The 21,572-nt window shown below is 49.9% G+C and carries 17 protein-coding genes; 11 read left to right on the forward strand and 6 right to left on the reverse strand.

The features are described 5' to 3' along the window. Positions 1 to 13: 13 nt before the first annotated feature. The 3 genes from AN963_RS01570 (at position 14) to AN963_RS01580 (ending at position 3,247) form a co-directional block, all read left to right on the forward strand. Positions 14 to 919, forward strand: a complete 906-nt coding sequence (locus AN963_RS01570) for a hypothetical protein (protein WP_055742810.1) — start codon at positions 14 to 16, stop codon at positions 917 to 919. A 216-nt stretch (positions 920 to 1,135) separates the two neighbouring features. Next, entirely contained in the window at positions 1,136 to 2,464 is a 1,329-nt protein-coding gene (locus AN963_RS01575) for an MFS transporter (protein ID WP_055742811.1), read from the forward strand. A gap of 267 nt (positions 2,465 to 2,731) precedes the next feature. Continuing rightward, on the forward strand, positions 2,732 to 3,247 hold the full coding sequence (locus AN963_RS01580) for a tetratricopeptide repeat protein (protein WP_330218810.1): 516 nt from the start codon (positions 2,732 to 2,734) through the stop codon (positions 3,245 to 3,247). Positions 3,248 to 3,280: 33 nt separating this feature from the next. Here the strand turns inward: AN963_RS01580 and AN963_RS01585 are convergent, their stop codons facing one another. The 4 genes from AN963_RS01585 to AN963_RS01600 all read right to left on the reverse strand — a co-directional run bounded on the left by AN963_RS01585 (position 3,281) and on the right by AN963_RS01600 (position 7,581). Next, positions 3,281 to 4,237 carry a DMT family transporter gene (locus AN963_RS01585; protein WP_055742813.1) on the reverse strand — a complete coding sequence of 319 codons (957 nt, stop codon included), beginning with the start codon at positions 4,235 to 4,237 and terminating at the stop codon, positions 3,281 to 3,283. Next, positions 4,234 to 5,091: an AraC family ligand binding domain-containing protein gene (locus AN963_RS01590; RefSeq protein WP_055742814.1), complete on the reverse strand. Its 858-nt coding sequence runs from the start codon at positions 5,089 to 5,091 to the stop codon at positions 4,234 to 4,236. The genes AN963_RS01585 and AN963_RS01590 overlap by 4 nt, the downstream gene beginning before the upstream one ends. Before the next feature lie 188 nt (positions 5,092 to 5,279). Continuing rightward, positions 5,280 to 6,149 (reverse strand): MurR/RpiR family transcriptional regulator, encoded by an 870-nt coding sequence (locus AN963_RS01595; RefSeq protein WP_055742815.1) that lies wholly within the window; start codon positions 6,147 to 6,149, stop codon positions 5,280 to 5,282. 73 nt (positions 6,150 to 6,222) lie between these two features. Continuing rightward, entirely contained in the window at positions 6,223 to 7,581 is a 1,359-nt protein-coding gene (locus AN963_RS01600) for an aspartate aminotransferase family protein (protein ID WP_055742816.1), read from the reverse strand. A 98-nt stretch (positions 7,582 to 7,679) separates the two neighbouring features. On the opposite strand from AN963_RS01600, the gene AN963_RS01605 reads away from it, so the two are divergent. Both AN963_RS01605 and AN963_RS01615 read left to right on the forward strand, forming a co-directional pair. Continuing rightward, positions 7,680 to 8,921, forward strand: coding sequence for a dicarboxylate/amino acid:cation symporter (locus AN963_RS01605; protein ID WP_055742817.1), 1,242 nt, complete (start codon positions 7,680 to 7,682; stop codon positions 8,919 to 8,921). A 950-nt stretch (positions 8,922 to 9,871) separates the two neighbouring features. Then, entirely contained in the window at positions 9,872 to 10,828 is a 957-nt protein-coding gene (locus AN963_RS01615; protein ID WP_055742819.1) for a Gfo/Idh/MocA family protein, read from the forward strand. Positions 10,829 to 10,903: 75 nt separating this feature from the next. Here the strand turns inward: AN963_RS01615 and AN963_RS01620 are convergent, their stop codons facing one another. After that, positions 10,904 to 11,797 (reverse strand): LysR family transcriptional regulator, encoded by an 894-nt coding sequence (locus AN963_RS01620; RefSeq protein ID WP_055742820.1) that lies wholly within the window; start codon positions 11,795 to 11,797, stop codon positions 10,904 to 10,906. A 127-nt stretch (positions 11,798 to 11,924) separates the two neighbouring features. Here AN963_RS01620 and AN963_RS01625 point away from each other — a divergent pair, with 127 nt between their 5' ends. The 6 genes from AN963_RS01625 (at position 11,925) to AN963_RS01650 (ending at position 20,617) form a co-directional block, all read left to right on the forward strand. After that, complete coding sequence (locus tag AN963_RS01625) at positions 11,925 to 12,860, forward strand: dipeptidase (RefSeq protein ID WP_083496752.1); 936 nt, start codon at positions 11,925 to 11,927, stop codon at positions 12,858 to 12,860. 52 nt (positions 12,861 to 12,912) lie between these two features. Then, on the forward strand, positions 12,913 to 13,983 hold the full coding sequence (locus tag AN963_RS01630) for a DmpA family aminopeptidase (protein WP_055742821.1): 1,071 nt from the start codon (positions 12,913 to 12,915) through the stop codon (positions 13,981 to 13,983). 54 nt (positions 13,984 to 14,037) lie between these two features. Continuing rightward, positions 14,038 to 15,366 (forward strand): serine hydrolase domain-containing protein, encoded by a 1,329-nt coding sequence (locus AN963_RS01635; RefSeq protein WP_269084365.1) that lies wholly within the window; start codon positions 14,038 to 14,040, stop codon positions 15,364 to 15,366. 182 nt (positions 15,367 to 15,548) lie between these two features. After that, entirely contained in the window at positions 15,549 to 16,817 is a 1,269-nt protein-coding gene (locus AN963_RS01640; protein ID WP_055742823.1) for an exo-beta-N-acetylmuramidase NamZ family protein, read from the forward strand. 6 nt (positions 16,818 to 16,823) lie between these two features. Next, a complete protein-coding gene (locus tag AN963_RS01645; RefSeq protein WP_055742824.1) occupies positions 16,824 to 18,500 on the forward strand; it encodes a serine hydrolase domain-containing protein in 1,677 nt (558 codons plus the stop codon). Beyond that, positions 18,500 to 20,617 carry a glycoside hydrolase family 3 protein gene (locus AN963_RS01650; protein ID WP_055744410.1) on the forward strand — a complete coding sequence of 706 codons (2,118 nt, stop codon included), beginning with the start codon at positions 18,500 to 18,502 and terminating at the stop codon, positions 20,615 to 20,617. The genes AN963_RS01645 and AN963_RS01650 overlap by 1 nt, the downstream gene beginning before the upstream one ends. Before the next feature lie 59 nt (positions 20,618 to 20,676). On the opposite strand, the gene AN963_RS01655 is transcribed toward AN963_RS01650, so the two are convergent. Continuing rightward, the gene (locus AN963_RS01655) at positions 20,677 to 21,549 is read right to left on the reverse strand and encodes an AraC family transcriptional regulator (RefSeq protein WP_055742825.1); all 873 of its coding nucleotides are present in this window, start codon (positions 21,547 to 21,549) and stop codon (positions 20,677 to 20,679) included. Between the last annotated feature and the right edge of the window lie 23 nt (positions 21,550 to 21,572).

The raw sequence follows: 21,572 nt of genomic DNA on the forward strand, positions 1-21,572 counted from the left end.
GGATTATTTCGTTGTGGGAAAAACGTACAATCTGGAAGTGGAATCACTCAGTTTGGAGGGAGAAATAAAGAAAGTGGAGTTCGCTTTTGCGGGTGGTACCAATGAAGCGGTGCAGAATATCGAAACGGTTTTGACCAAGAACGGAAAATACTACAAGATCACAGGTGACTTCACGCCCAAGAAAAAAGGGAACTATACGTTGAAGTGCACGGTTGGAGCGGGAGACGAGGAGAGTTCTTATACGATTGATTCGATTACGACAAAGATAAGGGTCCTAAATGAGGGAGAAATATTTGCTCCTGCTGACCCGGTGGAATCGAAAATGATGATTTCGACCAACCATTATGAAGTCGGGAAGACAGTAAAAATCACCGTATCGACTCCGAAAAAAGGAACTACATATGAGAATGCCCGTTTTGAACTCGTCCCCAATCCAGATGGTGGGGAAAAAGTGCAATCGATAAGAACCGTTTCCTTAAATAACAGTTATGCTACCACAGGCTATCTAACTCCCCAGCAAGAAGGGGAGTACAAGATCAACTTTCGAATGCTCATGAGTGATGACAATGGCAAACAGTGGGAAGGTATTGCAAGCAAAACAATCAAAGTGAAAAAGGTAGAGCCCAAGAAAATTAAAGTTACATTCATCCCTTTACTGGGTAATCCTAGTTTGCGTGAGGATGGCCAAGCAGTAGTCATCGCAAAAGTACCTAAATATTATGCAGATCAAGGCTATCGTGTCGATTGGTCAGACAATGTAACTGGTTTTGGTAAGCCTGCTTCATCAGACAATCTTAATACGTATATCGTTGGATTGTTCAAGGCAAATGAGGCGGGAGAACACAAAGTTACCTTCAAGGTTTCGCGGGACCAGCAGTGGATCGGGGAAGCAACCATGAAAATAGTTGTGACAGAGTGAAAATGAAAAAGGGAAAGCAAGGAATGGGAAGAGCCTCCTAGGGGGGCTTTTTTGCATGGACTCCTAAAACGAGAAGACAATTCTATCTCTTTATTTTTGCCTAATTATTGTAAAATGAATGTACGGTTGTTAGTAGAGAGGAGAAATTATTATCGACTAGTAGGCTCGTACGAAGTAATGCTGGATGCTCTATTTACAGGAAGGTGGTTTGAAGTCATGTCAAGTAAGTCAAATGAATCTGGAATCCTCGAAAAGCAAACATCAAGCATACGATGTATCATCGATTCCCCAGAAAAGCAAGAGGGGATATATAAACGGACGCTACTGATCGTGGTTCTGTCCCAGATCTTTGGCGGTGCTGGTCTTGCAGCAGGTGTCACGGTCGGGGCACTACTCGCCCAAGATATGCTGGGAACGGACAGTTTGGCAGGAATTCCTGCTGCCTTGCTCACCCTTGGGTCTGCCGTGGCCGCATTGCTCGTTGGGCGGATCTCACAAAGGCATGGACGTCGCGTTGGGCTTGCTGCAGGGTTCTTAGCAGGAGGCATTGGCGCTATTGGCGTGATTTTTGCAGCAATCGCTCAAAACGTTCCGTTGCTTTTTATTTCTCTGCTTATTTATGGCGCAGGAACGGCTACCAACCTACAAGCACGTTATGCAGGTACCGACTTGGCAAAGCCCAAGCAGCGAGCAACCGCAGTCAGTATTGCGATGGTGTCAACGACATTCGGTGCAGTAGCAGGTCCCAACCTGGTTGAAGTCATGGGCGGTTTCGCTACCTCACTGGGGATCCCAGCATTAGCAGGTCCCTTTATTTTAGGTGCTGCAGCCTTTATCCTGGCGGGTCTTGTGTTTCTGCTGTTTCTCCGACCTGATCCGTTGCTCGTAGCGAATGCCATATCGGAAGCACAGAAGGTCGATCAGCGTAACCTGTCAGACTGGCATACAAACAAAACGGCAACCAACAACCGAGGAATCATCGTTGGGGCAGTCGTCATGATTTTAACGCAAATTGTCATGGTCGCCATTATGACGATGACGCCGATCCACATGAAGCATCATGGACACGGATTGGGTGAGGTCGGATTGGTCATCAGTATTCATATTGGCGCGATGTACCTACCATCCCTCTTGACTGGCGTCCTCGTCGATAAGCTGGGTCGCACAGCGATGTCGTTTGCCTCAGGTGCCATTTTGCTTGCGGCAGGTGTTACAGCAGCGCTAGCCCCAGCCGATTCTATGGCACTTCTCATTACTGCTCTCGCGCTTCTGGGGCTGGGCTGGAACTTCGGGTTAATTAGTGGCACAGCACTTATTGTAGATGCCACGCACCCAAGCACACGAGCAAAGACACAGGGCACGATTGATGTCTTGATTGCTTTGGCAGGAGCATCGGGTGGAGCATTATCTGGGATGGTTGTCGCAAACGCCAGCTACGCAATACTCTCACTCGCGGGCGGTTTCCTTTCTCTGCTCCTGATACCAGTCGGCATATGGTACCACAGAAGTCAAAGTGTGGAAAAAACTGAAAGTATGACACTCTAAAAAATGCCGGTTACACCTGCGTGGTGATAACCGGATTTTTATGCAAAAATTGACAATTTCATAGGGAGGCTTTTATAGTTAGGAAGAAAAAAACAGAGAATAGAGGGAAAAGCGTTGGGGAAATTTTTTTTGTTTTCGTTTTTATGGTGGCTGACTGGGAATCCATTTGCCGCTCTGATAATCATTTTGCTCCTGTTATACTTTCTGGATCTTCGTTTTGTGCGATTGCTCCCTGACATCACCAAACCATACAGGAGATGGAGGCGCTTGAGCACTCTAAAAAACCAGCTGCGTCTCAATCCACATGACACCCCTGCCAAGCTGGAGGCAGCCCGTTTGCTCATGGAGAAACAGCAATTCGGGGAGGCATTGTCCTATTTGGAAGGAATCTCGTCATTGATGCAGGATTCTCCAGAATATTTGAGCGACAAGGGTATCTGCCTACTGAAGGTGAACCGTGTGGAAGAGGGTTTGCTCCTGATCGAGCAGGCATTGAAAGCCAATCCTAGGGTCAAATACGGAGAACCGTACCTCAGAGTAGCAGAGGCACACGCGAAACAGAACCAGAGCGAAAAAGCTCTCGCAAGTCTAGAAGAACTGGCCAAGATCAATATGTCATCCTGCGAGGTTTACTACAAACAGGGAGTGCTGTATACCGAGCTGCAACAAAAAGAAAAAGCAAAGCAGGCCTACCAAGAAGCAGTGGAGGTTTATCGCGGATTGCCTTCCTACAAACGCCGGATGGAAAGACGCTGGGCGCTTCTGGCTTGGTTGAAAAAATGAAAATGAAATTTCGGAGCGTAAAGAAGTCTCTTCTCAATATGAGGACTTCTTTACGCTTACTTGGTTATCTCGGCCAGTCTGTCTGAAGAACTTACCCTTTAAGCCAAGCTGCTTCGTCCCCTCTGAAACAAACAGCCCCACCAAGGTAAGCGCTGCTCCTACTATCGCGATCCATGTGATTTTCTCATGCAAAATAAGCGAAGAGGCTACGATGGTAATCACCGGCACCAAATAAATATACAAACTTGTTTTTACCGCTCCTAAAATCCCCACGGCCCAGTTCCAACTTACAAAGCATAAGGCAGAAGCTGCAAAGCCCAAAAATAATAGATTTGATAAGTTGGGCACGCTAAGGAACCTCGAAAAGTCAAAGGTAGAGTCCAGAGTTAATAAAGCAGGTAGCATGAAGAGTAAACCGTAGAAAAACACCTTGCGCGTGCTACCCACGGTGTGATAGCCAAGTTTGCTTATTTTACGCATGAATACAGAATAAGCGGCCCAAACGATGGATGCAATAATAGCAAGTAAGTCTCCTAGAGGATTCAGCTGTAAAACAAAGCTGCCGTTACACATAATCAATGCAATCCCGATAATCGCGATAACAAAGCCTACCAAAAAGCGAGGACGTAATGTTTCTCCCTCCAAGCTGAAGTGGGCTAAAACAGCAGTAAAAAACGGTGAAATGGAAACGATCACACCGACATTGGAGGCAAACGTATAGGTAAGCGCGATATTTTCCAGTAAAAAGAACAAGGTAACGCCACACAGCCCCGCAATGATATAAAGCAGCTCCTCTTTAAAATCTCTTGTTTTGACTCGACGCGGGTATACAATCAGCAGTGTAAGATAGCCAATGATAAATCGAAAAAAGAGAATCTCAATAGAAGTAAAATCGACCAGCAATAGCTTGGTGGATATATAAGTCATGCCCCAAATCAGGATCGTAACGAATGCAGCCAGATGCCCCGCAGATATACGCTGAGTCTTCATTTAGCGATCTCCCTGCTGGTCGGCAATAGCGATTCTGTAACAGGTTCAAATATTTTCATGTATTGCTTAGGCGTTAATCCGATCATTTTTTTGAAGAAATTCGAAAAATGACTTTGGTTGCTAAAGCCAGTTTGAAAGGCTACCTCCATCGGCGGAACGCCTTGTTCCAACAGTTTTTTAGCATTTCCGATCCGAATGGTTTCAAGATAACTATAGGGGGAGATGCCATTTTGTTTGGTAAAAGAGCGCAGCAGATGATACTTGCTTATTTTCGTCAACTCACTCAACTGGTCTAGCGTAATTGGATTTGCGTAGTTTGATTCCAAATATTCACAGACCAATCTCAATTCAGAGGTAGGTTCTTGTGTGCAATGTTCCGGAACGGTATCGGAATATTCTTGTATGAGCTGCTCGATGAGAAACAGAAACAGCTCCTCTTTTTTGAAGGCACTGTCACCCTCAGAAATCATCAGATGAAGCTCTCGAAGCGAGGTTGCAAGTTCGCTGTGATAAAGAACCGTTTGTGTAAAGCGTGGTAGGTATTCCTTTCCTGTGATTTCCCATACGGCTTGGCGCATGATATCCTCAGGAATGTTAAGACTGCGATAGTCCAGCGTTTTCCCGTCCACCTGTTCACAGGTATGAGCATCACGTGGGTTAAAAATGATCACGTCGCCGGCGTTCGTGATATATTCCTGGTTTTTGCATAACAGATAACGCTTTCCCTTTTCGATAAAGCCCAAGACATAATAATCATGAAAATGATTTGGGAATTTCTGCATAATTCCTTGAAAACAATAAGCCTCAATTTTTAATTTCTTATCAAAAAAGACCGTCCGTACCTCATTGGCCATTCGTTATCCCCCCGTTGCTTGTTGATGTAGGGATAACATACCACACGAATGTTAGTGATTCTTGCATGATGTTGCTCAAAAGAAATTTGGTGACCAAACTGTTACCGTTAACGCAAAAAAGGCAGTGGCAGTCCAGGACTTTATGCTTCGTCCGTGACTGCTACTGCCTTTTTAGTTGGAGCTCTGATTTAAGACTTGTTCGGATCGTAATACGTTCCCAATCCAATCCACGCTTCTTCCAAGTCGGTCAACAAGCCTGTAGCCTTTTCGGAATCCTGATGGAACATGGAGCGCAGGATGGCCGTCAAGAGGGACATCGGTGCGACGAAGGATTCCATGTGTGAGGCGATACCTGTTGGTGTATACAAGACCTCATCCGCATATTGGACCAGCGGCGAAGAAGGATAGTCGGTGATGACGATGATCCGAGCACCACGCTTTTTCCCGATCGCGAGGCAATCTACGGTAAATCGCGTATACCGAGCAAAGCCGATCCCGACGATCACGTCCTCTGCTTGGAAACGATGGATCCGATCCACAGTTCGAGGATCTCCATTAAACAGGAGCGTGTCCTTGTTCAACAGATTCAGATAAAAATCAAAGAACGTTCCCAGTGCCAAGGCGCTGCGTGCGCTCACGATGCCGATCCGTTTGGCGGCCAAAAGCAGCTGTACAATCCGCTCAAGTGCATTGAGGTCGATCCGTTCCATCATCAGATTCAGGTTGTGAACATCCTCTTCAAAATGCTGCACGACCGTTTGCTGCTCGGCCTTGGTAATGCTGCGGGACAGCTGAAAGCGTTGGCCCGTCGTAAGTCGCGAGCGAACCATTTCCTGTAGCTCACGAGAGAGTCCGGGGAAGCCGGAAAAGCCGAGGAACGTGGCGAATCGCGTGACAGTAGATTCGCTCACGTTTGCCTCTCTGGCCATTTCCGCTACATTATAAAAGGCCGATGCCTCGGGATCACGCAAGATCACATCCGCGATCGCCTGCTGAGAAGGGCTCATCTGCGGGTACATATGGGACAACTTTTGCAATACGGTAGGGCGCAGGTTCAATGGATTCACTCCTGTCTTGCACAAATACTGCGATAAGTATACGACAGGAACGGAGGAGTGACAATTACACGCCTTACACGAGCGGATCTTGTTTGAGGGCGGCCATGCTTTTTTCAAAGGCATCCAATGTCGCTTTGATCTCGGCCGATCCGTGCGCAGCAGACATCGAGAAACGGTTCATCGGTTTAGAGTAGACGCCGTTTTCCATCAACAAGTAGTCGAGAGCGAGGCGCAGCTGGTTGTTGTTGTTGCCAAGATCGCGGTAATGGCCAACAGGTGCATGAGTTGCCAGGACATTAAAGATGGTACCTTCTCCGAGCGTTTGGAAAGGCAGTTCATATTGCTTGGCAAGAACGTCGATACCGGCGCGCAGCTCGTTGGTGTTTGCGACGAGCTGTGCAAAATTCCCAGGCTGTTTCAAGTAACGGATCGTAGCCAAACCAGCGGCAATGGACAACGGATTGCCATTGAATGTACCGCTGTGGAAGACGACCTCTGATTTTTTGCTGGAACGCAGCGGGGAGGACAGCTCCATGATAGAACGTTTTCCGCCCACGACTCCGATAGGAAAGCCGCCGCCCACTACTTTCCCCAGAGCGGTCAAATCAGGCTCCACGCCGTAAAAGGCTTGTGCTCCGCCTACCTCGATACGGAAGCCCGTTTTCACTTCGTCAAAAATTAGAATGATGCCCAATTGAGTGGTGAGCTCGCGCAGATTTTTCATGAATGTGCGATCCGCAGCAATGTAGCCGGAGAGCATCGGCTCCATGATCACAGAAGAGATGAGGTCTGCTTTTTCTGTCAAAATGCGCTCGCATGCATCCCAGTCATTAAACGGCAGGATGACACTGTGATCGCGGTAGTAGTCAGGAGTACCGAGGGATTCAGGCACCGCCTGTGGCGATTGGGTCGTGCCAGCGAGGTCTGCCGTTGGGTTTACGCTCTGCAGAACATGGTCGTGTGCCCCATGATAGTGCCCTTCAAATTTGGCGATGTGGGATTTGCCGGTATACGCCGTAGCGAGGCGCAGGGCAAACAGAGTCGCTTCCAGTCCGGAGTTCGTAAAGCGTACTTGATCAAAGCTCGGGTACAGCTCGATCAGCTCGTCTGTCATTTCCATTTCCAGCGGATGAGTCGCGCCAAAGCTACTCGTCCCTTGCTCTGCCCACACCTTTTGGGTCGCTTTCAGTACCTCTGGATGAGCATGTCCGAGCATCAGAGCTCCATAGGAAAGCAAATAATCGACATAACGGTGACCGTCCAAATCGATCAGGCTGGCAGCTTCTGCTTTTTCAAAAATGATCGGAAACGGTGCAAAGAAGCGTAGATTGCCGTTTACGCCACCGGAAATCGTATGCTTAGCGCGCTCGAAAAAAGCCGCAGAGTTTGGTCGAGTCTTTTGAAAGGTAGTTTGCAACGATGAAATATTCATTTCATTACCTCCTTAGTTGTGAAATTATTATGGCATGAGCCGTTGTAATTTGCAATAATCATTTCATGCCTATGAATTTTACGAACAGGGGGAATTTTATGAAGACTAAGTTTGCGTTTTACATCTTAGGTGCTACCGTGCTGGGTGCAGCCTTTGGTCATTTTTTTCCGGAGCTCGGACGGGATATCAAGGTTCTCGGTGACATGTTTATCCGTTTGCTCAAAATGATTGTCATCCCGGTCATCGTCACGACCTTGCTCGTAGGGATCGCGGGGATCGGTGACATCAAACGGATGGGGCGAATTGGGATCAAAACGGTCATCTGGTTTGAACTGATTACCACACTGATTCTGTTTATCGGACTTGCCATCGCCAATATCGTGAAGCCGGGCAAAGGCATCGATCTCTCCAATATTCCTCAGGCAGATCTGTCTACGATCGCATCCAATACTTCGACCGTTCTCGATGGCAAAACCTTGCTTCTTCATATCATTCCTACCAATATCGTCGATGTGATGGCAAAGAATGATCTGCTGGCCGTTATTTTCTTCTGCATGCTATTTGGGATTGCTCTGGTCAAGCTTGGCAATGAAGCCAAACCGTTTGTGTCCATGCTGGAGATTGCCTCCAAAGCCTCCTTCCAGCTCGTGAACATGGTTATGCTGACAGCCCCGATCGGTGTGTTTGCCCTGATGTCAAACACCATAGGGACGTACGGAATCGCATTGATCGTTCCTCTTCTGAAGCTAATTGGTACCGCTTACCTGGGGCTGGCTGTGGTTGTGTTTGGACTCTTTTCCCTCGTTGCCCTGTTCCTGCGCGTTCCGATCAAGGAAATCTACAAAATGGTGTGGGATCTGATGATTGTCGGCGCATCGACAGGAAGCACGGAGACTGTCGTACCGCAGCTGATGCAACGATTGGAAAAGTACGGCGTCCCCAAGTACATCACGTCGTTCGTCATTCCTGCTGGCATGCCGCTCAACTCCGATGGAACCACCCTTTACTTGACGATTGCAGGGCCGTTTATCGCCCAAGCCTTTGGTATTGACATGTCGTGGCAGCAACAGCTGATGATGGTGCTCTTTTTCATCGTGACGAGTAAAGGTGTCGCAGCGGTGCCATCTTCGTCTATGGTCATATTGCTGGCGACGGTTACAGCAGTAGGCTTGCCGCCTGAAGGTGTCGCTCTGATCATCGGGATCGACCGGGTCATCGATATGGCACGTACAGCAGTCAACGTCTTTGGACATGTCTTCTCCTGCATCGCTGTGGCGAAATGGGAAGGGGTATTCCGCAAAGATACGGAGTCTGCGCAAGGTCAATCTGCTTCAGCTTGATGTAGGAAAGAAGAGGGTCCTCACAGAGGGCCCTCTTTATCTTTCTGTACCCAGCGTATTATAAAGGTCTGCACGGATATGAATACAAACTTTCGGATATCCGCTACAGTAAAAAGGACCGTCAACCATGGGAAAAAAGATAAGCTTATCAACATAGCTGAGGTGGGGAGAAGCAGGTTTCCGATCTGCGCTCCGGCCTACACCCTACATAGGGGAATAGACTGTCCGCTCCACAACGATTCACGGGGAAGCGGTAAAGTAGTAGCCGCTACGCAGGGAATACAGAGGTACCGCTTCTTAATCCCGTGAATTCGTTGTTCCGCTAGGTAGGGTTCTGGAGTCGCTCCGCCTGGAAACCTGCTTCCCCTGCCAGCTTTTGTGGTTTCTAGCTACCAGGTATTACAGGGTGTCCGTTCGACATGTCACGGAAGCCATTGAATAAGGAGGACCAAGCTTTCATTCTTCAAAGACTTTGCCCCATATACGGTTATTCCCAGAGAAACTCCTCGGAAAGCTCCCAGGAGAAGGCAAGTGGAAGAGCAAAAGCCGGGCCGAGGAAAAAGGGGAAATAAGCGGAAGGTCTTTGGAACACCAACAAAGGCGTAATGGAAAAAACGTAACACGGTTTTCAGCGTCCATCTCTGATAAGCTCCTCGAGACGGCTGCTTTGGACGCGGTTTCGTTTTTTCCATGAAGCCGGACAGGGATGACCCCCAGTAAGTGTTCCTATGAAGCTGGAGTGTTTTCCCCTTTTTCCTCCCCTCCACTACAGTCTGACCGAGTGGAAAAAGGAAGAGGGTGTAATTCCCGCGTTTTTCTTACCCATCGACGTGAGTGAAATTCTTTTTTCGTAGCAACAGCTTGTACACAAGGATTGTTCAGGTCAATGGAGAAATGGGGTAGTGAAGATATCTGAAAAAATCAGTAGACGAGAAGTGAGGGATTTTTCAATGAGTCAACGAGTCTATCAAATTGGTGTCATTGGAGCGGGTGTGATGGGGGAGCGGATGATGAATGCCCTGCGAACTCATCAAACGTTTCGAATAGCAGCTATTAGTGATGTTTCGGCAGAGCGTGCGCAAGAGGCAGCCAAGCTGTCCGGGGACGTCCCTTGGTATACCGATCATCGGGAACTGCTCAAGAATGAAGAGCTGGATGCCGTCTATTTGGCCGTGCCACCTAAGTTCCATCACGCGATCGCTTTGGATGTGTTGGCGCACAAAAAGCATTTCCTGTGCGAAAAGCCGTTGGCAAACTCCTTGGAGGAAGCAGAGGAAATGCTGCAGGCCGCGAAAGACGCAGGAGTCGTACACGCGATGAACTTCCCGACGTACTATCAGGCGATCTTTCCAGAGCTGAAACGTCGTCTGGAAGAGCTCGGACAAATTCGCCGGATTGATATTCTTACCCATTTCCATCAATGGCCACGCCCTTGGCAGCAAACGCCTTGGCTCTCGGGTCGTGAGCAGGGCGGTTTCATTCGAGAAGTCCTGCCTCATTTCACGCACCTGACTTATGCCTTGTTTGGTGATCTGGAGGTCATCCGTTCGGAGGTAGATTATCCGGCTGATCAGGAAGCGTGTGAGACAGGTGTATCCGCTGTTCTACGATTGGCTGACGGGACACCTGTAACCATCAACGGATTGGCTGGCATCGCGCACCAAGAGCATTTGGACTATCGTATATATGGGACAAAGGGGACACTCAGCCTGCAAAACTGGACCAATCTGTTCGTAGGGAAAGACAATGAAGCACCGTCCCCGGTAGACATTCCCTTGATTGACCGCCTTGCCCATTTACTGGATGAATTTGCCCAAGCAATCGAAGGGCAAGAGGCGAGATTGGTGACGTTTGAGACAGGGGTAAAGGTGCAAAAAGTGTTGGAAGATTTGCTGGGAAGCCACTAGTCGAGTAGAGGAAAAGCAAAATAGCCGCGGGGGTATACTCCGCGGTTTTTGTTTCTTCAAGATGGAATGGTGGGGTCACGTCTGGAGGACTTTGCTCTGCATTAAAAAGTCGATAAACGTCCGCATGATCCCGTGGAGCGGGGTGTCCTTGAGATAAATGAGTTCGAAGTTGCGATTGATCTGGGGCAGGTTATGTACGGTTACTTCGAGCAGCTCACCCTCAGACAAGTCCTTTTGGATGGAAAAACGGGGTAAGAAAGCAATGCCCAGCTTTTGCTTGACCATCCGTTTGACGACTTCGATGTTATCTACTTCCATCACGACGTTGTTCTGTAGCTGATGATGACTGAAGGCACTGCTGATCAGCTTCCAGTCCAACGAACCGCGGTTGAACAAAATCAGACGCTCCCGTGCCACTTCTTCGATCGAGAATTGATGTCTGCTGGCGAATGAATGCTCCGGATAGATGGCGAGTACCATATCGTCGGACATGAGCTGAATGCGATTAATCTGCGGGTGGGTCACCTCTCGGGCAATGCCAAAGGCAACCTCGTGATTGAGCACCATTTCCAGGACTTGATGGGAATGTCCCGTGAGAATCGTCAGCTTGATCTTGGGATACAGTTTTTGAAATTGCTCGACCAGATCAGGAAGGATGTAAAAGGCAGCGACAAAGACGGTAGAGATGACCAGCTCGCCCTCCACATCGCCATAGGAGCGCTGGATGGCTTGCTGTCCCTCTTGTAGCATGTGCAGAATGTTTTTGGCGTACGGAAGGAAGAGGTCGCCTTCTTTGGTCAAAGAAATCGTATGGCCGGTACGTTGAAATAATTTGCAGCCCATCGACGTCTCCATCGCCTTGATGCGCATGCTGACGGTCGGTTGTGAGAGATAGAGCAGCTCCGCCGTTTTGCTGAAACTACCAGTCAGTGCGACGAAAATGAACGCTTCGATCTGTTCCATATTCATAGGGGAATACTCCATTATGTAAAATTTTGAACACGCCTATAGCAATCTTTTATTGGATATGTCTTTACAGATACATTAACGTAAAATCAAGAGACTTGCTAGAACATAGATGAGGATGGCGATAACGATGGCGGGAATGGACATCATCGATTTTCACTGCGACGCGCTTTTGAAAATATGGGAGCAAGACGGCAAGATTTCTTTTACGGATGCCGAAGAGCTGGACGCGAACAAAGTGCGGCTGGTTCAGGGCGGGATCAAAGTCCAGTGCTTTGCCATTTACACACCGTCCGATATGAAGGCCGAGCAACGTTTTCAGTCGGCATTGGATCAGATTCACCATTTTTACGCGAACGTTTTGGCTAACAATCCAGAGATGAAGCAGATCCGCGAATGGAGTGATTTTGATCAGCTGAAGGACGGACAGATCGGAGCCATGCTGACACTAGAGGGCGTAGAGCCTATCGGAAATGACTTGAAAAAGCTGCACATCCTGTATCAGCTGGGGGTGCGCTCAGTAGGCTTGACCTGGAATTATGCCAATCTTGCGGCAGATGGTGCTTTGGAACCGCGAAACGCAGGACTGACGTCGTTTGGAAAAGAAATCATTCAGTTTCATAACGAACACAAAATCTTGACCGATGTGTCGCATCTGAGCGAAGCGAGCTTTTGGGATACGCTCGATGTAGCCAAGTACCCGATTGCCAGCCATTCGAACTCCAGAGCATGGTGTGACAACCCGCGCAATCTGAGTGATGAGCAGGCAAAGGCTATGTTTGCCAAGGGTGGCAATGTACATGTGGTCTACTGCCCGATGTTCGTCAAGGAACAAGGCGAGGCGACTATTCCAGATCTGATTCGTCACATCGATCATTTTTGCTCGCTGGGTGGGGTTCGTCAGATCGGCCTGGGCTCTGACTTTGATGGGATTACCACGAAGGTCGTTGGTCTAGAGCATGCAGGGACGACTCACAATCTCATCAACGAGCTGTTGAAGCATTACTCTGAGGAAGAAGTGCGCGGGTTTGCGGGTGAAAACTTTTTGCGTAATCGTCCTGTGTAACCGTAGTTAGGCCTGGACAATCAAATGTCTTGTAAAAGGAGGAGCAGAAGCGATGGCAGAGAGGGAAGCAAAAAAAATTCGAGCGTATGGCGTGACAATCGGGCAGCTGCCTGCAGGAGAAAAAAACGATATCACGGATGTCGCTGACGTACGAGTCGGGCATGTCACGATCAAGCGGGAATTAGAAGGAGATCAAGAGTACGCATGCACGGGTGTAACGGCGATCTTGCCACATGGCGGGAGCCTGTTTCGGGAAAAAGTGACGGCGGCCAGCTACGTGATCAATGGCTTTGGCAAAACGACAGGACTCGTGCAGGTAAATGAACTGGGGGTACTGGAGTCTCCGATTATGCTGACCAATACCTTTTCGGTGCCCGCTGTTACACAAGGAACGCTGCAATACATGCTGGATGGACACGAGGAAATCGGCGATACAACGGGAACGATCAACATCGTAGTGGGCGAATGCAACGACAGTCATTTGAATTCCATTCGGCGTTGCGTCGTACAACCAGAGGATGCGATGGAGGCGATTCGCAAAGCGACGAACGGCCCTGTGGTGGAAGGAGCGGTAGGTGCGGGGACTGGCATGGTCGCGTTTGGCTATAAAGGTGGGATCGGTTCTTCCTCACGTATCGTATCGGGAGAGGATGTTTCTTATACCGTCGGTGTGCTTGTCCTGAGCAATTTCGGAAGCAAAAACGAGTTTTTGATCGACAAGCTGTTTCGTGGAAAGGAAAGCGCATTACCTGCCGTAGACAAGCCAACGGACGGCTCGATCATTTTGGTCTTGGCAACGGATGCGCCCCTGAGTGATCGCCAGCTGTTGCGTGTCGCCAAACGAACCGGGATCGGTCTGGGGCGTACGGGGAGCCACTTCAGCCACGGGAGCGGTGACATCGTGATAGCTTTTTCCACTGCGCACAAAATTGCCCACAAGTCCGAACAGATGGCGGAGACGCGCACTCAGCTGCGTGAGGACCATTCTGTGATGAATCAGCTTTTTGCCGCAGCAGCAGAAGCGGCAGAGGAGGCCATCTACAATTCCATCTCGCAAGCGGAGACAACGACTGGAAGACGGGGGAACACCGTACATGCATTTCCGTTCGAGACCTACATATAGACGGGTATCGGATATTTGCCAGAGAGGAAGGAAATGAAAAGGGGGAAACACTCCGTGACACTATCCTTATTGAATGAGACTGAGTTTGAAGCGTTCGTTGAGCGTTTCATGGACCGAGAAAAGGTTCCAGGACTCGCCATCGCGATTTCCCAAGAGGGAGAGGTCATTTACCAAAAGGGATTTGGCATGCGCGATCTGGAGACGAAAGAACCGGTTTCGCCTACGACCATCTTTGGGGTTGCGTCTGTGACCAAGTCCTTTACGGCTATGGCCATTATGCAGCTCGTTGCAGAGGGCAAGCTGGCTTTGGAGGATCCGGTCATCAAGCATATTCCTTCGTTCCAGCTTTCTGACGGAAGCGACTCTAGTCGCGTACAGATTCGTCATTTGCTCTCTCATACAACGGGCGTCCCCCCGATGGTGCGTCGGGAGGATTTGACGAAGCTAAATGACCATCTGGACTATTTGGCCTCCGCATCCTATGAGCTGTTAGGAGAGCCCGGGGAGTACATCAGTTATTGCAACGACACGTTCCTTTTGCTGGGTGCCATTATCGAGAGAGTGACGGGACGCCTGTACAGACGCTACGTAAGCGATCTGCTACTGGAGCCTCTTGAGATGCACCGCTCCACGTTTAGCCTGGAAGAACTGGCACGCTTGCAAAATGTATCGGTCCCATACGTCAAGCAGGCAGGGCTGTCCGAAGTGAAAAAAGCGGAATGGCCGACCCTCGGAAACTACGAGGTAGGTGGAGGGATTCGCTCTAATGTGCTAGATTTGCTGAAATACGGACAACTGTATGTGAATGGCGGCCGCATCCATGAAAAAGCGATTGCCAGTGAAGCTCTGTTGCAAGGGATGTGGCAGCCTGTCCATCCGCTTACGAGAACGGCGTGGTATGGTTATGCTCTCAGAGTGGTGCCGAACTATGCAGTAGGTGTCACGTTGGTTGAGCATGGTGGAGGCCAGTCAGGTGTTTCGTCGAACTTCGGTTTTGTACCGGAAAAAGGGCTGGTTGTCGCAGTCCTGTCCAATCTCGATCAGGTGCCGATCCGCGATGTGTGGTTGGCGGCTGTCAATGGTTGCTTAGGGTTTCCGCTGGATCAAAAGGAAGAGCGGGAGCCCGATTACGTGGCGTCCCCTGAGGAACTGGAAAAGCTGGTGGGAACGTACCTATCTGCGGAAGGTGGGCACATGAGTGTTTTCCTGCGAGAGGGCAATCCGGTAGTAGATGTAGCGGGAACAGAGTTTGAACTTCGTCCTAGCGGTAGTGACACGCTGGTGATAAAAGCGAATGAAATGCCGATTCGCTTCTTCTTCAAGACTGAGCAGAAGGTATGGGCCGCTTTGCTAGGATTGAGAATGTTGACGAGATCAGAGTAATTTGCAGGAGTCAATGAGAATAGAGAAAAGAACAAGGGCGTCCTCAGCTATGGCAGTAGCTGTTGGGATCGCCCTTTTTTCATGCCATTCGGATCCGTAAGAAAGGGTTGCCATCACCAAAATTGACCCATAATGACGAAGGAAGACATTTTTTGACATGCTACAACCAGAGGTGATGCTGCGTGGCTGTATCCGTTTGGATTCGACTGGTGTGTATCCTTGGCCTGATCGGCTCTCTCACCGTTGGAGCGACGGCGAAGCAGGTGGCAGGCAAAGAAAACCGGACGACTCCCATCGTCCAGACAGGGATCGAGAGACTACTGGAAAATCCCGATCAACTAAAGGGCAAGAGAGTCGGCCTCATTACAAATCAGACCGGGGTAACAAAGGACCTCGTTCACGATGTAGATGCGCTGCTTGCGAGAGGTGTCAATTTGGTCGCGGTGTATGGACCGGAGCATGGAATACGTGGAACGGAGCAAGCAGGCTCTGCATCCGGGTCATTCCAGGATCCCAAAACAGGCCTTCCATTTTATAATCTGTACGGCAAAAATCCGCGAGAGATCGCCCGATTGTTCCGTGATGTCGACGTGGTTCTGTACGATATTCAGGATATTGGCTCTCGCTTTTACACGTATATTTCCACCATGGCCTATGCGATGAAGGCAGCGGCTATAGAGGACAAGCCATTCATTGTCTTGGACCGACCCAATCCCATTGGAGGAGAAAAAGTAGAGGGCCCCGTCCTCGATCCTCACTTCCAGTCGTTTGTCGGCCTTTACCCGATTCCTGTGCGACATGGCATGACAGTAGGCGAGCTGGCAGGGTGGATCCAGAAGCAATACTTGGAGAAAGAATTCGGAACAAAGGCAAAGCTCACCGTCATCCCCATGAGAGGGTGGACGCGGCAGATGCTGTTTGAAGAAACGGGCTTGCCGTGGGTCCCGCCGTCTCCGAATATGCCGACCGTCGATACGGCGGAGGTCTACCCAGGCAACGGTTTGTTTGAAGGAACCAATCTCTCCGAAGGGCGTGGAACGACTCGACCTTTCGAATGGATCGGGGCGCCTTATATCAACAGCTGGGAGCTGGCTCAGCGCTTGAATCGGCTGGAATTACCGGGTGTGGCGTTTCGCGAGGCCTTTTTTCAGCCTGCCTTTTCCAAGCATGCAGGCAAGAATATTGGCGGGGTGCAATTTTACATCACGGACCGGAACAAGTACGAGCCTGTTCGAACTGCCCTTTCTGTAATGGCAGAGGTGAAAAAACAGTATCCGCGACAGTTTTCCTGGCGCAAAGACCATTGGATCGACAAGCTCATGGGCACAGATGCTGTCCGCAAAGCGCTTGATCAGGGCACATCTGTAAATGAGATCGTGTCCCAGTGGCAGGAGAAGCTGAATGCGTTTGAAAATCAGCGAAAGACTTTTTTGCTGTATGGCACGGAGTGATGGTGAATGAAAAAAAGGGTAGGGATCGTCTTGTTATGCGTCAGCTTGTCATGGGCAGCGTTGGCATTGGATATGCCGGATAGGGAAAAGAAGGCGAAGCCCGTCCGGCAGCCTTTGACCCATACCTGGGATCAACCAGGAGAATCCCGTAGTGTTTTGCAGGCAGGGACACCGACAGAGGCGGGAATGTACAGCGTTCCGCTGGATGAAATAGATGCGTCGATCGAGACTGCGATCCAACAAAACTACATACCGGGTGCTGTCGTGCTGATTGCCCGACGCGGAGTGGTAGTCAAGGAACAAGCGTATGGATTTGCAGCCAAATATAGAGATGATGAGTTCACCTTGATGGATCAGCCCATACAGATGCAGACGGACACGATTTTTGATCTGGCATCCATCAGCAAGCTGTTTACCTCTACGGCAGTCATGCAGGTAGTCGAGAAAGGGCTGCTTCAGCTGGATAAGCCTGTGGCTACTTATCTGCCCGAATTTGCAGCAAATGGCAAGGGGCACGTGACAGTTCGCCAGCTATTGACGCATACATCAGGCTTTCCGACGTACATCCCGCTGTACAAAAAAGGGGCAAGCCAGGCAGAGAGAATGCAGATTGTTTTGCGTCAGCCTCTCGTCAACGGACCGGGGAGTACCTATGTCTATAGCGATTTGAACATGATCACGCTGGGGGCGTTGGTGGAAAAAGTGACGGGCAAGCGACTGGATTCGTATATCCACACAAACATCACCGAGCCCTTGGGGATGTCGCGGACGATGTTCAACCCACCGAAGTCATTGCAAAATCATATGGCTGCGACGGAATACCAATCAGCTCCGGATCGTAGGCTCGTCTGGGGGGAAGTGCAGGACGAAAATGCTTGGTGGTTGGGGGGAGTAGCTGGACATGCCGGGTTGTTCGGTACAGCTCGCGACTTGGCTGTATTTGCGCAAATGATGCTAAACGGGGGTATTTATGATGGGAAGCGGATCTTGTCCAGCCAATCCGTCACCTGGATGACAGAAAACCAGATGTCAGCCTTCCCAGGTGATGCGCACGGGCTTGGCTGGGAGCTGGATCGTGGCACCTATATGGATGCCCTCAGTGATAGCCGTGCGATGGGGCATACCGGATTTACCGGAACCTCGATCGTGGTGAGTCCATCTCAGGAGACGATCGGCATTTTACTTTCGAACCGGATCCACCCGATCCGTGATACAGTCGCCATGAACCCGATTCGCAATCGTATCATGCGCCAGGTCGCATTGGCGATTCCCGTGGATATCCCATGGCAGGACGGGGCGTGGTTTTCCGGAGTAGGTGACGATCAGCAATCCATTCTGACGGCTGAAGTAAATCTCACCACGGTAGGGACACTGACGTATGACACATGGTTTCGGATTGAAAATGAATACGACTATGGCTACGTGGAAGTGTCACGAGACGGGAGCAGCTGGGACAAAATGGACAAGGCGGTGACAGGAGAGAGCGACTGGAAAAGCGTCTCGTGGGGGCTTCCGCCAGGTGCAAGGTTCATTCGGTTTCGCTACGCGACAGATGAGACGATTAACGGACGTGGGTGGTACGTCCATCGCCCAGCAGTCTTTGATTCAGATGGACATGAGGTTGGAGTCGTGTGGAAATCGGAAGGCTGGCAACAGGTAGAGTCGAGGAAGGTGAGGAAATGATGCGAGGAAGCGATAAACGAATTAGCATGGTACTTGTCGTACTCGTAGTACTGGTGTTTGCTGTCATTTCGAGCACAGGCACTTCAGGCTATCCGTCGAATGCAATGGCACATACCCAAATTCCCGACCTCATCATTCATCTGAACATCCCCGAGGTGGACGATCAGCGAATGGGCGACACTCTCCAGCTGCAAGCATTGCATGTGTACCGAGATGGACATATCGAAAAAGTAACGCGGAGATTGCAATGGAAAAGCTCAAATAAGAATGTGGCCACTGTCGACGGGCAGGGCCTCGTCCATTTTACCAATGATCAGGGTACCGCATTTATCTCCGTTTCCGATGGCAAAGTGGAAGATCGAATCGAGCTCGTCTACCGGGATCAGGGAAGGCCAAAGATTACTGTCATCAAGCAAAAAGGGGAGAGATATCAGCTCATCAGCAAATCGATGGCCAGCATGACAATGAAAGAAAAGGTCGGTCAAATGATAATGCCTGATTTTCGCCGGGCACACGGTAAAAACGTCACGACGCTGTTACCGGAAATCGCGGAACTGGTCAGGACGTATCAGGTCGGTGGGGTCATCCTGTTTCGGGAAAACGTAGGGAATACCGATCAAACTATTCGGCTCGTTCACGAATACCAGCAAGCGGCACAAAAATACGGTCTGCTCGTCGCGATTGACCAGGAAGGTGGGGTCGTGTCCCGACTGCAGCAGGGGACTGATCTGCCAGGGAACATGGCACTGGGAGCGGCGCGGTCCAAAGTGCTGGCCTGGAAAGCGGGAGACACCATCGGCAGGGAGCTTGCCAGCTTAGGAATCAATACCAACTTTGCGCCTGACATGGATGTGAATAACAACCCGGACAATCCCGTTATCGGCGTGAGATCGTTCGGGGAATATCCGCAGCTGGTCAGCGATTTAGGCGTAGCCTACATGCGTGGACTCCAAAATAACGGGATTGTGGCAACCGTAAAGCACTTCCCTGGGCATGGCGATACCGCAGTCGATTCCCACATAGGGTTGCCTCAGGTTCCACATGATTTGGAGCGACTCTCCCAGATCGAGCTCTATCCGTTTAGACAGGCGATTGCGGCGGGAGTGGATGCCATCATGACCGCTCACGTCACCTTTCCGAAGATCGATGATACGACAGTGATCTCCAAGAAGGACGGGTCGAAAATCGCCCTTCCCGCGACTCTCTCCCCCAAGGTCATCACGGGGCTGCTACGTGGCGAACTGGCATTTGATGGTGTCATTTTTACCGATGCGATGAATATGCAAGCCATTGCCGATCATTTTGGCCCGGTCGATGCGGCGGTTCGTGCGATACAGGCTGGGGCAGACATTGTGTTGATGCCAGTCGAGCTGGATAAAGTTATGACGGGAGTCTTGGAAGCAGCGAGAAAGGGTGTAATTTCTGAGGAGCGGATCAATCAGTCACTCAGGCGCATCCTGACGCTGAAAATCAAACGAGGGATCATGAAGGAGGAAGATCCGGAAACGATCGAAGTGAAACAGATTCAGGCACAGGAAGTGATTGGTTCGGAGGAACACAAGCATGTAGAGGCAGATGCTGCCTTGCGCTCGATTACGATGGTCAAAAACAACGGCGTACTTCCTTTGAAGCTGGTGGAAGCACAGCGAATCGTGGTGGTCGGAAACGAGTACGTAGACAATCTGGTAGATGCCCTGAAAAAGTACCATGCCCAAACAACAGCAGTTCGCGTCGAAAATAAGGGACTGTCAACGGAACAGTGGAAGCAGGTCATACAGGCAGATGTCGTCATTCTCGCTTCCTGCACAGCCGATGTAAAAGGCAGGTCCGTGAATGATCCGCGCATGAAAATGTATAGACAGATCATCGAGCAAACAGGGAAGCCAGTGATTGGTGTAGGCATTCGCAATCCGTACGATATCATGGCGTATCCGCAAGTGGATGCGTATCTCGCCCAATATGGTTATCGAGCTGCGAGCTTTGCTGCGACGGCAGAGACGATCTTTGGCTGGAATCAGCCCACAGGAAGACTGCCCGTGACTATCCCGGATGGAAAAGGTGGGACGCTGTACCCTTATGGCCACGGTCTAACCTATGAATCATGGATGAGGAAGTAAATAAGCAGGAAAAAGATCCGGCAGAGAGAGGCCGGATCTTTTTGTTTCACTTTTGCGGATTATCTTTTCACAACGGGTATCCACAGCTCGCTGCGAAATGTAAGGGACGTGACATCCTTATGTTCATTCCACAAGATTTCTGGCCCTTGCGCTATCTCGTAAAGGGAGGAGGGGAACCATTCCGAATAGATACGGCCCCAGATGTTTTGCAACGTTTCGGGAAAGGGACCGACTGATTCAAATACAGCCCATGTAATGGCAGGTACTTCGTAAAGTGTCAGGTGAGGAGGACAGTCAGCAGTGGTTGCCACCCCGATATAATGGTCAAATTCCCCCTTTTCTTCCATTCTTCCTTCCGAAAAGTTCGTAGAGGCACTGAGCAATCCCAGAGGCTCGACATTAGAGAGACCCTTCAATTGATTGATCCCTTCCTCAGTTAGAGAGGCCCACATCGCAGCTATCTCTGGATTCACCCCATGGAATTGGATGGGGACGCGTTTTTTAATGCCCACGATGGTGAACGCTTCTTTTTCAACGATCCGATAGTTCATTTCACTACCTCCCTGAATGGATAAATAGAAGGTCATCCGTGGATAGGCTTTCAAGGAATGGCCGTGATGTCTCGCTTCGGACGGAGTAATACCGTGTAAGCCAAGAAATGCTCTCGTAAAGGAATCGGCAGAGCTATACCCGTACTTTACAGCGATATCGAGGACACGATCCTGGCTGTTTGCTAGATCGAATGCGGCCAGCGTCAATCTTCTGCGACGAATGTACTCTGATAGCGAAACACCTGTGAGGAATGGGAACATTCTCTTGAAATGATACTCGGAGCAAAGGGCTAGCCGCGCCACTTCTTTAAAATCAATTTCCTCTGTCAGATGTTCCTCGATATAGTCTAGGGCGTCATTCAGCTTTTCCAGCAAATCCATGTGGTTTGACCTCCTTTTCATTA

The organism is Brevibacillus choshinensis, assembly GCF_001420695.1.
GTDB lineage: Bacteria > Bacillota > Bacilli > Brevibacillales > Brevibacillaceae > Brevibacillus > Brevibacillus choshinensis.